13 protein-coding genes are annotated in these 13821 nt (G+C 63.7%); 9 read left to right on the top strand and 4 right to left on the bottom strand.

Annotated features, from left to right (window positions below; genetic code table 11):
* Window positions 1-50 precede the first annotated feature (50 nt).
* Window positions 51-1433 (top strand): alkaline phosphatase family protein, encoded by a 1383-nt coding sequence (locus VNS12_RS06835; protein ID WP_325487096.1) that lies wholly within the window; start codon window positions 51-53, stop codon window positions 1431-1433.
* A gap of 56 nt (window positions 1434-1489) precedes the next feature.
* Here VNS12_RS06835 and VNS12_RS06840 read toward each other — a convergent pair whose 3' ends face one another.
* Genes VNS12_RS06840 through VNS12_RS06855 form a run of 4 tightly spaced genes read right to left on the bottom strand, consistent with a single transcriptional unit; the run spans window position 1490 to window position 5087 of the window.
* Window positions 1490-2356: a UbiA family prenyltransferase gene (locus VNS12_RS06840; protein WP_325487097.1), complete on the bottom strand. Its 867-nt coding sequence runs from the start codon at window positions 2354-2356 to the stop codon at window positions 1490-1492.
* Window positions 2353-3540 carry a metabolite traffic protein EboE gene (eboE, locus tag VNS12_RS06845; protein WP_325487098.1) on the bottom strand — a complete coding sequence of 396 codons (1188 nt, stop codon included), beginning with the start codon at window positions 3538-3540 and terminating at the stop codon, window positions 2353-2355. Before eboE ends, VNS12_RS06840 begins: the two co-directional genes overlap by 4 nt.
* Complete coding sequence (locus VNS12_RS06850) at window positions 3540-4763, bottom strand: 3-dehydroquinate synthase (RefSeq protein ID WP_325487099.1); 1224 nt, start codon at window positions 4761-4763, stop codon at window positions 3540-3542. The genes eboE and VNS12_RS06850 overlap by 1 nt, the downstream gene beginning before the upstream one ends.
* Before the next feature lie 12 nt (window positions 4764-4775).
* Complete coding sequence (locus VNS12_RS06855; protein ID WP_325487100.1) at window positions 4776-5087, bottom strand: hypothetical protein; 312 nt, start codon at window positions 5085-5087, stop codon at window positions 4776-4778.
* 368 nt (window positions 5088-5455) lie between these two features.
* Here VNS12_RS06855 and VNS12_RS06860 point away from each other — a divergent pair, with 368 nt between their 5' ends.
* The 8 genes from VNS12_RS06860 to VNS12_RS06895 are packed head-to-tail and all read left to right on the top strand — an operon-like array spanning window position 5456 to window position 13765.
* Window positions 5456-7036: an ABC transporter substrate-binding protein gene (locus VNS12_RS06860; protein ID WP_325487101.1), complete on the top strand. Its 1581-nt coding sequence runs from the start codon at window positions 5456-5458 to the stop codon at window positions 7034-7036.
* An 8-nt stretch (window positions 7037-7044) separates the two neighbouring features.
* Window positions 7045-8064: an ABC transporter ATP-binding protein gene (locus tag VNS12_RS06865; RefSeq protein ID WP_325487102.1), complete on the top strand. Its 1020-nt coding sequence runs from the start codon at window positions 7045-7047 to the stop codon at window positions 8062-8064.
* Window positions 8061-8960, top strand: coding sequence for an ABC transporter ATP-binding protein (locus tag VNS12_RS06870; protein WP_325487103.1), 900 nt, complete (start codon window positions 8061-8063; stop codon window positions 8958-8960). The genes VNS12_RS06865 and VNS12_RS06870 overlap by 4 nt, the downstream gene beginning before the upstream one ends.
* 33 nt (window positions 8961-8993) lie before the next feature.
* Entirely contained in the window at window positions 8994-9716 is a 723-nt protein-coding gene (locus VNS12_RS06875; protein WP_325487104.1) for a glycerophosphodiester phosphodiesterase, read from the top strand.
* On the top strand, window positions 9713-11149 hold the full coding sequence (locus VNS12_RS06880; protein WP_325487105.1) for an alkaline phosphatase family protein: 1437 nt from the start codon (window positions 9713-9715) through the stop codon (window positions 11147-11149). Before VNS12_RS06875 ends, VNS12_RS06880 begins: the two co-directional genes overlap by 4 nt.
* Complete coding sequence (locus tag VNS12_RS06885; RefSeq protein ID WP_325487106.1) at window positions 11146-12084, top strand: ABC transporter permease; 939 nt, start codon at window positions 11146-11148, stop codon at window positions 12082-12084. The genes VNS12_RS06880 and VNS12_RS06885 overlap by 4 nt, the downstream gene beginning before the upstream one ends.
* Window positions 12081-12986: an ABC transporter permease gene (locus VNS12_RS06890; protein WP_325487107.1), complete on the top strand. Its 906-nt coding sequence runs from the start codon at window positions 12081-12083 to the stop codon at window positions 12984-12986. Before VNS12_RS06885 ends, VNS12_RS06890 begins: the two co-directional genes overlap by 4 nt.
* A complete protein-coding gene (locus VNS12_RS06895; protein ID WP_325487108.1) occupies window positions 12983-13765 on the top strand; it encodes an HAD-IIA family hydrolase in 783 nt (260 codons plus the stop codon). The genes VNS12_RS06890 and VNS12_RS06895 overlap by 4 nt, the downstream gene beginning before the upstream one ends.
* Window positions 13766-13821 lie beyond the last annotated feature (56 nt).

Genomic DNA, 13821 nt, shown 5'->3' on the forward strand with positions numbered 1-13821 from the left:
TTGTATACTAGTATAACCCAACTTTCCCGTCCATGCGTCCTTAGGCCCCCATGAAAAAAACACTCGTCATTCTCGCCGTTGGCCTCACCCCGTCCCTCGTCGGTGAATACACGCCCAACATTGCCAAGCTCGCGCGCCGGGGCGGCCAGCGCGCGCTCACGACGATTGCCCCGGCGGTGACCTGTTCCGTGCAGGCAACGCTGATGACCGGCCTTACTCCATCCGGCCACGGCGCGGTCGCCAATGGCTGGTATTTCCGCGATACCTCGGAAGTCGCGTTGTGGAAGCAGTCCGACCATTTGCTGGATGGCGAGATGATCTGGGACGCCGGGCGCAAGCTTAATCCGGACTTCACCTGCGCCAAGATGTTCTGGTGGTACAATATGTATTCCAGCGCTGACTGGACTGCGACGCCACGCCCCATGTATCCGGCGGACGGGCGCAAGGTGCCCGACCATTACACCCAGCCGGGCAATCTGCGCGACGAACTCAACGCGCGCTTGGGCACATTCCCGCTCTTCAACTATTGGGGCCCGACCGCATCGCTGAAATCCACGAACTGGATCGTCGGCGCGACCCAACACGTTACCGAAACCCGGGACCCGACGCTCAGCCTCGTTTATATCCCGCATCTCGATTACGATCTTCAGCGGTTCGGGCCTGACCTGAGCCATCCGCGCGTGCAGCAATCGCTCCGCGACATGGACGCGGCCATCGCGCCATTGATCGAGCAGGCCGAGCGCGATGGGCGCGAGGTGATCATCGTTTCGGAATACGGCATCACGCCGGTCACAGAGGCCATCCATATCAACCGCGCCCTGCGCGAAGCCGGGCTCATTGCCTGGCGCGAGGAAATGGGCCGGGAGGTGATCGACCACGGCGCGTCGCGTGCCTTCGCCGTTCCCGACCACCAGCTCGCCCATATCTATGTGCGGGACCCCAAGGACATCGAGTTGGTGTCGGGCCTGATTGCCGGGCTCGACGGCGTGGAAACCGTGTTGGGCGATGAGGGCAAGCGCGCCATTGGCTTGGATCACCCGCGCTCGGGCGAGCTGGTCGCCATCTCCGACGCCGATCGCTGGTTCTCTTATTATTACTGGCTCGATGACGCCAAAGCGCCGGACTACGCGGCCACCGTCGATATCCACCGCAAGCCCGGTTATGATCCGGTTGAGCTGTTCGTCGATCCGGAACTGACCCTGCCCATGGTGCAAACCATCTGGAAGGTAGGCAAGCGCAAGCTCGGGTTCCGGGGACTGCTCGACATCATCTCGGTCAATCGCACCGATCTGGTCAAGGGCTCCCACGGACGGATCACCGACCGGGAAGAGGATGGGCCACTGGTCATTTCCACCCGCCCCGACCTGTTGCCCGAAGGTCCCGTGGCAGCCACCGGGTTCAAGCAACTGGTGCTCGACCACGTTTTCAACTGACGGGCTCCGCAATGCTGTGGCCGTTGATACCACCAACGGCCACAGACCACCTGATGTCAGGTGCCACGCACCCAGCGTTGCAGAATGAGGGTCAGGGGGAAACCAAGACAGGCCAGCAGCGCGAGTGCCAAGTGGCCCTGGCTGGCAATCAGCATCGCATCGAGCAGAGGGATCGCCGCGATCAGCAGAGGTATGGCGCGGCCAAATTGCGGCTTGGGACGGGCGCGTGTGTAGCGAACCGCAACGATGTCAGCGGCGAGAAGAGCCGCAACCAGCAGCAGCAAAACCGGCTGCGCCATCGCGAGATAGAGCCCGTATAGGGGCGCGACGGCCAACGCCACAAGCGGCCACAACCTGCCGACCAGTCCAGCGCCTTCCTGCTTGGCGATGAAGGTGAGCCCCATCACATGGGCCATGAGCACCAGCGCGCCGAGCCAGAGGGCCTGTCCAGGCGCAGTGGTCAGCGCCAGGGCGGCCGCGACATAGACCATCACCCGGCACAGCCCCATCAGCACCGGGCCGAAGGCATTTTCCTTGTGATTCCTGTTGTAGGCAATGATGACGCCCGCCAAAACGAGCCCGACAAGGCCCGCAGCCAGCGCGGTTCCGGCCAGAGTTCCGGCAACGACAATGAGCACCACCGCAGCCCCGAGCAGGCCATAGCCCCAGGCGAACACCTCGCCCCGGCTGGCAAGGCCCGCCGGGATCGGACGATACGGCTGGTTGACCGCATCATACGGCGCGTCGAACGCGTCATTGAGGAACATGCCCGCGACATAGGCCAGCCCGGCACCAAGGGTGACCAGCGCCAGCGAGGCGGGGACGATACCGGCTCCAGCCAGCGCCATTCCGGCCATGGCATTGGTCAACACGGTGGGCAGGTTGGACACCCGCCCCAGCTTGAGGGCCGTTTCAAGCCTCATGATTGCAGCTCTTGCCGCACCCAGTTGAGTTCGCGCGCAATCGCCGTGCTCATCGACTGGCCTCGGTACTGATCGGGCAGCACGTCCCAGGTGTAGGTTTCCACCTCAAGGTGCTCGGAAATCGGCGCTTCCTTATGCAGCGCCAGGATGTCGCGCAGGAAAGCCTGCGTGGTCCCAAACGCTCCCATATCTTCGAGAAACACCGGCACGTGGAAATGCACCCGCCACTCGCTACCCATGGCCGATTCGATATCGGCCAGGGCCGGGCCAAGATCGAGCCACTTGTCAAAATTTTCGCCTTTTTTGCCAACGACCTGATGGAGATAGGTGGGTTCGGCAAAGGGAGCGAGCAAGGCGGCTGTGTTTTCATCGACTGAGGCAAAACGCAGGGCTGAGCTCAGCTGTAGCTTGAAAATCGGGATCCCTGCGGCACGCAGATCGGCGATCGATCCGCGCGGATCTTCGAACTCTATGGCCGCGTGGCAGACGTCATAGCACAGGCCCAGATGGGCCCGCAGGGCTGCGGAAGCATCGTCGCGGGATAGGCCGGTCAGGTCCGCCAACTGCCCGACCGCCGCGTCGGCATACAGATCGCCGGTGAAAAACGCGATCGCCTCGGCGATGGTTTCGAGCATGCAGCAGGGTTCGGGTTCGAGCGCCAGGGTAATGTGCTTGCCCGTGCGCTGACGCAACTCAATAAGATGTGCAGCGTTACGCACAAGATTGGCGGCTATCTCGTCGCGCCCACCCTCGGCCCAGGGCGCGAATGTACCCGGCACCGTGCTGATGCTGCCGGTCATGCCCTCTGGCAGCAGATCGGCGAGCAGGTCGGCCAGTTGATTGGTGTAATCGAGACGAGCAGGGTCCGCCCAATCGGGGCTATAGACATTTTCCTTCACCCGCACACCGTGGAAATCGCCATAGGGAAAGCCGTTGATCGTGAACACATAGGCGTTGTGTTCGGCAAGGAACGCCTTGAGTTCATTGAGCGAAACAGGATCGGCGAGATCATGGGCCGCCTGTGCCGACAGCCGCAGCCCGATGCCGAACGGGGCATCGCCTGCAACGTCCCTGCGGATGGCCGGGACGTTCTCGCGCAGCGCCGCAAGGGTCTGCGCCCAGCTTTCGCCCTTATGAATATTGGTGCAATAGGTCAGCTGACCCAGATCATCTGAAAGCCGCATTATGCACCTGCCCGCGACTTGAGGTTGGCCACGGCCTGGATCATCTTTTCCGCATTAATTTCATGGACTTCGAGACCCACGCCCAGCGCTTCGATGAGGGTGATGGTCAATTCGCCCCCCAGATGCTCCCTGAATTCGCGCAGGCCGTCGAGCAGGACATTCTGGCCGTCCCGCTCCTGTTCGAGCATCGGATGCCAGAGCGAAAAGCCCAGTCCCAACAGCACGGCGCGTACCCGCTCATTGTCCTCGGCGGGAAGCAGGCCGGCCAGCACCGCATATTCGGTATCGAGCGCGATGCCGATGGCAACGGCCTCGCCGTGACGCACCGAAAATTCGGTCAGCATTTCAAGGCGATGGGCCGCCCAGTGGCCGAAATCGAGCGGACGGGCGGTGCCGAATTCAAACGGATCGCCGCCCTGGCCGATCTGACGCATATGCAGTTCGGCACAGCGCCGGATCATATAGGCCATGGCCTTGGGCTCGAACCTGGCGAGGTCATCGAGGGCGGTTTCGAGCCAATTGAAGAACTCACCATCGCGGATCAGGGCCACCTTGACCGCTTCGGCAATGCCCGAGCGCTTTTCGCGGTCGGGCAGGCTTTCGATGAAGTCATAGTCGTTGAACACCGCGAAGGGCGGGACGAAGGTGCCGAAAAAGTTCTTGGAGTCGAAGAGGTTGACGCCGTTTTTCACGCCCACGCCGGAGTCGTTTTGCGACAGGACGGTGGTGGGGATGCGGATGTGGCGGATGCCGCGATGGGCTGTGGCGGCTGCCAGGCCCACAGCATCGAGCACCGCGCCACCGCCGATGGCGATGACATAGGAATGGCGGTCGATATGATGCTCGACCATAAACTGTTGCATCTCAACGATTTTTTCGAGGCCTGCTTTGATGCCCTCGCCGCCGGTCACCGGAACCGGCGCTGTAACGAGCTCGATATGGGCCGCGTGGCGGGCCGCATAGCGGGCGATTTCGTCGGCGAGAGAGGGGCGCGCGGCCAGGATTCCGGCGTCGGCGAAGATCAGGACCTTGTGGCGGCGATCGGGCTCAAGGCGCCGGAGGGTATCGACAAGGGCGGTGTTTTCGGGGTCGAAAATCCCGGTGCAGAATACTACCGGGAAGGTGTAGTCCACAGAGAAATTCTGCTGCCGTACGGTCACGGCATGGCCGTTGTGGGCATCGGACGATCGCGTGGGGGCGGCGAGAGGTTCAATCATTGCCATGTGCTGGTCCTGTCAGTCTTGCAAACCGCCCATGCCGCTGACGGGGGCTGCGATAGAGCGCGCCTGACGTGTGGCATGAAGGTAAAAAAGCGTGAAAATTCCGATAGTTGCCGTGACCGAGCACGACAGCGCCAGGCCGATGTGCCCAGTGTCGGCCACCCCGGACAGGTGGAGAACAAGGGCGAGGGCCGAGGCGGAAAGGGCGGCTAGAAATGCGCCGATCACGATGCAGCGCTCGCATATATCGGCGCGCGCCGTACCGTCTCCGCCGGCAGAACCTTGCTGCCGTTCTGTTGGTTCGGAAACGGCGCTCCGGCCAGTCATCTCCACCTCCCGCTTCATTCGGACTCTAGTATTCTAGAACGGGAACGAATGTCAAACATCCTGAGGAACCGAAAACCGCACCGAACCTTGGGAAACATTGGCAATAAAATGCTGGTAGTTAGCGCAAGCTTTGCGCCGGTTGGGACGAAATTGACGCCCATCTGCGGACCTTGCGACGGGGCCCCCAGCCGATGGCGAACTAACCGGTCACAGCCTGTCGGACAGGGCGGGCTGGAGGGCACGCGGATCGAGCGCACCTGCGCCCGGCCTGCCGGGTGGGATTTTGCAAAACTGACATATCAGTGTCGCCCCACTGTCAGAGAGCTGCCCTATCTACCCGGCCAATCCAACCATTAAAGGGCCGTCAAGTGACCTATTCCCCCACCCTTCCCAAGCCTGTCCTTCTTATCGCCGCAACAGTGCTGCTGGCCGCCACCTCCTCGCTGGCCATGGCGCAGGACCGTCCCGACCTCGTTGTCGGCGTTGCCGATCTCCCGCCCACCCTTGAGCCGGGCAAGGAATTGTCCAATGTCGGCACGCGGGTCAACTACAGCCTGTTCGACACCCTGATCCGCCGCGACTTCCTCTCGGCGGAAGGCGGCGGCGGCTCGGAGCTGGTCCCCGGCCTTGCCACGGAATGGACGCGCCTCGACGACCTCACCCTCGAAGTCAAGCTGCGCGACGACGTGACCTTCCACAATGGCGCGCCGCTCACGGCAGAAGACGTGGTCTTTACGTTCTCGCCCGAACGGCTGAGTGGCGAGAACGCGATCCTGGCTGAAGGGCCGGCGTATTTCTCGGTCCTTGCCGAAGTGAAGGCAATCGACGAGCACACGGTGCACTTCATCACCAAATCGCCGGACCCGCTGCTGGAGCACCGTCTCTCGTCCTGGGCGTCGTGGATCGTCAATAAAGAGGACTGGGAAGCCAAGGCCGAGGCCGATGGCGGCATCCCGATGTTCCCGGTGGGCACCGGCCCGTTTAAGCTCGATGAATACCGGGCCGACGAATATATCCGCCTTGTCGCCTTTGACGACTATTTCGACGGCACCCCGACGGCAGAGACCGTCACCTTCCGCGAAATCCCCGAACCTTCGACCCGCGTGGCCGGACTGGTCTCGGGCGAATTCGACATCATCACCAACGTCGCCCCCGACCAGATCGCGCAGATCGACGGCTATGACGATATCGAGACCCGTTCGGTGGTGCTGGCAAACTCCCACGTCCTTGCCTATGGAACCCAGGACCCGGTGATCGGCGACGCCCGCATCCGGCAGGCGATGAACCTTGCCATCGACCGCGAGCTGCTCAATGCAGCGCTGTGGGGCGGTCAGGCCGTGGTGCCCAACGGCCACCAGTATCCCGAATATGGCGAGATGTATAATCCCAACCACGACGGGCTGGTCTATGATCCCGAACGCGCCAGGGAGCTTCTGGCCGAGGCCGGATATGATGGTGGCCTGATCCGCTACACCACTCAGGCGAACTACTATCTCAATGCCCTGCCCGCCGCGCAGGCCATCATCGAGATGTGGAAGGAAGTGGGCCTCAATGTCGAACTCAACGTCGTTGAAAGCCTCACCGGCCTCGACATGGCAGCGCTACAGGTCCGCTCTTGGTCCAATTCCACCCGCTATCCCGATCCGGTCGGCGGGTTGTGGAACCTGTGGGGTCCGTTCAGCGGCCCGCAGCGGGGCGCCGGCAACTGGGCGGGCACGGAAAATCTCGATCGCTTCAACGAACTGGGCCGCATCATCGAGAGCACCGTCGACCTCGAAACCCGTCAGGACGCCGCCTTCGAGATGCTCGACATCTGGGAAACCGACGCGCCGGGCACCATCCTGTACCAGCCGCTCGAAACCTATGGCGTGTCCAAAAACATCAAGTGGCAGCCCTATACTTTCTATTACATGGACCTGCGGCCCTATAACCTGGGCTTCGAAGACTGATGTTCTCGATGTCCCCACAGCACGGGAGCGGCATGTTTGCCGCTCCCCAATCCGCCATGTCCACCACCCCGGTGCTCGACATGTCGCGCTTGAGCGTACATGCCGGTCCCAACGCGCTCGTGGAAGACGTCAGCCTCTCGGTCCGGTCCGGTGAAACCCTGTGTCTCGTCGGCGAAAGCGGGTGCGGCAAGAGTCTGACCTGCATGTCCATGCTGGGACTTCTCGACGAGAATCTCGCCGTGGGGGGCTCGATCAAGCTGTTCGGGACCGAAACCGTCGGTGCGCCCGAACACGTGCTCAACGATCTGCGCGGCAGCGCGGTGACCATGATCTTCCAGAACCCCATGGCAGCGCTGAACCCGGTCAAGCGGGTGGGCGTGCAGATCGCCGAAGCCATCGTGGCCCACACAGCGCTGCGCGGCGCGGCGGTGGACCGGCGGGTGGCCGAATTGCTCGATCAGGTCGGCATTCCCCATGTGGAGCGCCACAAGCGCTACTACCCGCATCAATTGTCGGGCGGCATGTGCCAGCGGGTCATGATCGCCATGGCCTTGGCCTGCAAGCCCAAACTGCTGATTGCCGACGAGCCGACCACCGCGCTTGACGTGACCATCCAGGCGCAGATCCTGGACCTGATGCGCCAATTGCAGGCCGAACTCGATCTGGCCATCGTGCTGGTGACCCATGACCTGGGCGTGGTGGCGGAAATCGCCGACCATGTTGCCGTGATGTATGCGGGCCGGGTGGTGGAGGCAGCCCCCGTGGACGCGCTGTTTGACGATCCGCTCCACCCCTATACGCGCGCGCTGATGGCGAGCCGGATCGGGTTTCGCCGTCGTCCGGGCACAAAGCTCCAGGCCATCCCCGGCACGGTGCCCGCGCCATCGGCACGGCCCGCGGGCTGTAGTTTCGCCCCCCGCTGCGCGTTGGCCAGCGATGTGTGCCGGACCCGGCCCGTTCTCGCACGCTATGGCAACCGCTCCGTCGCCTGCCCCTCGTTCGGGGTGCAGGAGGATCTGAGCGCATGAGCGGAAGCGACAGCGGCGTTGTCGCCGACGCTCTGGTGCAGACCTATGCGAGCGGGCGGAAGCTGTGGGGCAAGCCCGACACGTTCCGGGCGGTCGACCAGGTCAGCCTGACCATCGCCGAAGGGGAAACGCTCGGGATCGTCGGCGAAAGCGGCAGCGGGAAATCGACGCTGGGCCGGATGATTGCCGGGATCGAAGCGCCGGCCAGCGGGACTGTGACCTTCTGGGGCCAGCGCTACGCCAAAGTGGGTTCGCCCGATTGGCGGCGGCAGCGCCGGGACGTGCAGGTGGTGTTCCAGAACCCGGCGGCGGTTGTCGATCCTCGCTGGACCATCCACGCTCAGGTGCGCGAAGCTCTGACCACCCATGAAGCGCTTGGCGCATCGGAGGCCGATGACAGGGTGCAGGCGATGCTCGACATGGTCGGGCTGGGGCCGATGAGCCAGCGACTGCCACACCAATTGTCGGGCGGGCAGTTGCAGCGCGCGGTGATCGCGCGGGCGCTGGTGCTCAAGCCGCGCCTCGTCATCTGCGACGAGGCGGTCAGCGCGCTCGACGTTTCGGTACAGGCGCAGATCATCAATTTGATTTTGGACCTGCGCGAGACCCTGAACCTCTCGCTGATGTTCATTTCCCACGATTTGTCGGTGGTGCGCCATATCAGCGATCGGGTCGGCGTCATGCATGCGGGCCAATTGCTCGAAATCGGGGAGTCGCAGGCGCTGTTTGATGCCCCCCAGCATCCCTATACGCGCCGCCTTCTGGCGGCCATTCCCGCCGATACCCCGCGGCAGCGCCGCCAGCGCAATCTCAAGATCACCGCCAACCGGCAGGCCACCGCATATCCGTCGCTTAGGGTGATTCCCGATCTGACCGACTTCGATCGGGCACTCTAAGTCCTTGTTCTTCCACTTTATTCTGGTTCTCGCATGAAAATCATTGCCCATCGCGGCGACAGCGCCAGCTTTCCGGAAAATACGCCCGAAAGCTGGTCCGCCGCCTATGCCAATGGCGCTTACGCCATCGAAGCCGACATCCGCCTGTCGCAAGACGGGGTGTGCGTGTGTGCCCACGATCCCGATCTGCGGCGGCTGTTTGACCGGCCCGAACGGCCCGAGGACCTGCCCTTCGACGCATTGATTGCCCTCAGGAGCGCCGATGGGGGCCGTATTGTCGGCCTTGCCGACGTGCTGGTGCATGCCCGTGACAACCGCGTGGTGCTGCTCGATCTCAAGGACGAAACCCCCGCGGCGCTCGCCGCCATCCACACGACAATCGAAGACGCGGTGGCGGTGGATCAGCGGCGGCAGGTGATCGCCGGATGCCACACGCTGGAGGCCGTGAAGTTCTTTGCCGGGTTGGGGCAGACCCAGATTTTGGGGTTCATCCCGGACCCCGACGCTGGCGAGGCCTTTTTCGAGGCGGGCGCGCCGGTGATCCGGCTGTGGGAACGGGACGTCACCGGCGCCCGCGTGGCGCACTTGCAGGCAAGGGGAGCGGAAATTTGGGTGACGACCGGCGGGGCCGGCACGCCCCATCGGACCGGCGATACCACGCCCGACACCCTCGCCGCCCTGGCCAAGGTCGGCGTCAGCGGCGTTCTGGTCAATGACGTTGCGGCAGCCCAAACCATACTGGAGGCGCTATCATGAGCACCGGTTCGACCCTTCTCGTCACCTTTGACGGCTTGCGGCGTGATCGGGTGACCGCCGCACTCATGCCCAACCTTTTCCGGTTCATGGAAGAGGGCAGCGATTTCCTCAATTCACGTTCGGTGTTTCCGAGCGAAACCCGCGTTGCGGTCACCTCGACCATGACCGGTTGCCCGCCGGGGGCCCATGGGGTCGTGGCCAACCAGTTCATTCACCCGGTGCGGCCCGATGGCTTGTTCCGCACCGCCGAGTGGGAGGACCTGGAACTGGCCGCAGCGGCGGGGCAGTTGCTCGATTGCCAGACCATGGGTGAGCGCATGGCCGCAGCCGGGCGGACGATGGCGGTGGTCAGCACCGCCACCATGGGTGCATCGCGCATGATGAATTCGAGCGCCCACGCGCTGGGCCAGCCGGTGTTTTCGGTGCATGGCGCGCCGGTTTCGACCCCGGACCTGCATCAGGCGGTGATCGACAGGCTTGGGGCCATCCCGCCTGCCGATGCGCCCAACAGTGCCCGCGTCACCTATGCGACACGCGCGCTGATCGAGGTGGTCTATCCGCGCCACAACCCCGATTTCTGCGTGTTGTGGATGAACGAGCCCGATACAAGTTCGCACGTGTTCGGCGTCACCAGCGCCGAGACCGAAGCCGCCCAGCGCATGGCCGATGCCAATTTCGGGGAAATCCTGGATTGGTGGCAGGCGGGCAATGGCCCGGACAACATCATCGTCATGTCCGACCATGGGCAGATCACCGGCGACGCGCAGCTCGAAACGCTCGACATCCTTCCCGCCGAGTTCGGGCGCGCCTCGATCGGAGCGTTCAGCGGCATCTATCTCAATGATGCCTCGGACGCCCGCAAGGCCGAAGTGGTGGACTGGCTGGTGCAGCAGGCGTTCTGCGGGCTGGTGTTTGCCTCCGACTCAAAGGGCGAGGCGATCGATGGCGCCCTGCCCTGGTCGGCGGTGCGCAATGACCATCCCCGCGGCGCCGATATCGGCTTCACCCTGCGCGCCACCAATTGCGACAAGGGCTGGGGGCCGGAGATCGACCGCTGCCTGTTCGCGGCCTGGATCAAGCCGGGCGGCGGGATGCATGGCGGGCTCAATCGCGGCGAATTATCGACGGTGCTGGCAGCGCAGGGCCCGGCCTATCGCAAGGGGTTCCGCTCCGATGTGCCGTGCTGGCTGCCCGACATCATCCCCACCGTCTTGACCACGATGGGATTGCCGACCACGGGCTGCGAAGGCCGTCCGCTGGTCGAGGCGCTGGAGGGGGACGATCCGCGCTTCGGCATCGCGCCCGATGTGGCCCGGCGCACGCTGATGGCAACCCGCCACGGGCATATCCAGCATCTGCGTCAATGGGTGATCGAGGGGCAGACCATCGTCGATTGCGGGTGGACCGAAGGGACGGGAGGCTGGACGCAATGAGCCTGCATTTTCTCATGACCAAGCTGCTGCGCGGCGCGATCACGCTGCTGCTGGCGGTGACGTTTGTGTTTATCGTCCTGCGCGCCTCGGGCGATCCGGCGCAGATGATGCTCTCGGATGAAGCCTCGCCGCAGGCCATCGAAGCCTTCCGCAAACGCTGGGGGCTCGATGGCTCGTATCTCGAACAATATGTGACCTATCTAAAAGCGGTGCTCCAGGGCGATTTCGGCGACAGCTTCCGCGATGGGCGGCCCGCCTTGCAGGTGGTGATGGAGCGGGTGCCGGTGACGCTGCAACTGGGGGTCACCGCGCTGCTGATCACGCTGCTGGTCGGCATCCCCGCCGGGATCATGGCGGCGCTGCATCGCGGCAAATGGGCCGACCACGCGGCGATGTCGTTCACGATTTTCGGCCAGAGCGTGCCCAATTTCTTTCTGGGCATCATCCTGATTCTGGTCTTTTCGATGACGCTGCGCTGGCTGCCCAGTTCCGGCACCGGCAGCTTCTGGCACCTGCTGATGCCCGCCGTGACCCTTGCCACGGCAACAGCGGCGACGGTGGCGCGGTTCACCCGCTCCTCCATGCTCGACGTTCTGCACCAGCCCTTCATGCGCACCGCCAGGGCCAAGGGCATTGCCCATGAACAGCGGGTGTTGCGCCACGCGCTGCCCAATGCCGCCATTCCGGTGGTGACCGTGGTTGGCATGCGCATCGGCGGGCTGATCGGCGGGGCGGTAACCATCGAGACGGTGTTTGCCTGGCCCGGTATCGGCATGTTGCTGGTCAATTCAGTCAACCAGCGCGACGTCGCCGTGGTGCAGGCCGTGGTGCTGCTGATTGCCCTGACCATGGTGGTGGTCAATCTCATCGTCGACCTCACCTATGGCTGGCTCGATCCGCGCATCGACCTGCATGACAAGAAGGCCACAGCATGAGCAGCGTTGATCTGTCTCCCTCTCCTGTCCAGTTGCGCCGCCACAGCTGGCTGACCCGCATCTGGAAGGCGCGGCCGCCGCTGGTGATCGGGCTTTGCCTGTTCTGGCTGGCGCTGGTGGTCGTCCTCGCGCTTTGTGCCGAGGTGCTGGCACCGTTCGGCTATGCGCAACAGAGCCTGCTGATGCGCCTCAGGCCCCCGGCTGCGCTGGGCGGACCCGAGGGGTATTTTTTCGGCACCGACGATCTGGGCCGCGACGTGTTCAGCCGCGTCATCTACGCCATGCGCACCAGCATCCTGATTGCCATCATGGCCACGGTGATCGGCGCGACGGTGGGCACGGCCCTGGGGATCGTCGCCGCGCATTTTCGCGGCTGGGTCGATGATTTGATCATGGTGCTGGTGGATTTCCAGGCCTCGGTGCCGTTCCTGATCGTCGCCCTGGCCGTGCTGGCTTTTTTCGGCAACAATCTGGTGCTGCTGGTCATGCTTATCGGCCTGTTCGGCTGGGACGGTTATGCCCGTATCGCCCGGGGGCTGGTGCTTTCGACCAACGGGCAGGGCTATGCCTTTGCCATCCGCACGCTGGGGGTGCATCCGGCCAAGGTCTATATCCGCCACGTGTTGCCCAATATGCTGGGCGTGATCATGGTGCAGATCACGCTGAACTTTCCCGAGATCATCCTGCTTGAAACCTCGCTGTCGTTTCTCGGTCTCGGGGTGCAGCCGCCGGGCACCAGCCTGGGGCTGATGCTGGGCGAAGGCCGCAACTATCTGACCACGGCCTGGTGGATGGGCATCCCCGCCGGTATGGTCATCTTTCTCACAACGCTCGCCATAAGCCTTGTCGGCGACTGGCTGCGCGATATGCTCGACCCCAATCTGGGATCCAAAACCGCATGACAACCACCCTCTCGCGCCGACTCGAAAGCATCGAGGACCTCAATTTTTCCGCCGTGCTCTCGGACCTCGATGGTGTCGTCTATCGGGGCGAGGAGGCGGTGCCGGGCGCCGTCGCGCGGTTCCGGGCCTGGCAAGCACAGGGCACGCCCTATTGCTTTGTGACCAACAACGCCGAAAAATCGGCCGACGCCTTTGCTGAAAAAATCCGCGGACTGGGCATCGCGTGCCGCCCGCAGCAGGTGGTCACCTCTGGCGACGTGGCGCTGGACTATCTGCAAACCCGGTTCGCGCCGGGCGAGCGCGTCTATGTCATCGGGTCGTCCTCGCTCAAGGACCGGGTGCGCGAACTTGGCTATCGCCTTGCCGAGACCGAGGCGGCAGCGGTGCTTGTGGCGCTCGATCGCCAGTTCGACTATGCGATGATGACGGTGGCGCTGGGCAATATTCTGGGCGGGGCCGAACTGATCGGCACCAATCCCGATCTCATCCGCCCGCTTGCCGATGGGTTCGAGCCGGGCGCCGGTGCCATCACCCAATCGATCGCGGCAGCCTCGGGGGCAACACCGATTTTTCTGGGCAAGCCCGATCCCGCCATCCTCAACACCGCCATGACGCGGCTGGGGGCAAGCCCCCAGACCACCATCATGCTGGGCGACAAGCTCGACACCGATATTGTGGCCGCCCAACGGGCCGGGGTGGTCTCGGTGTTCATGGAAACCGGCGTGCCGCTGGACACCACCAGCCCGGTGCGCCCGGACCACATCCTCGCCCGGCTTTGACTTGGAATGACACCGCACAAAAAAGCCCCACCCGAAAAGACGGGTGAGGCCGGGGC

The organism is Pelagibacterium sp. (assembly GCF_035555455.1).
GTDB lineage: Bacteria > Pseudomonadota > Alphaproteobacteria > Rhizobiales > Devosiaceae > Pelagibacterium.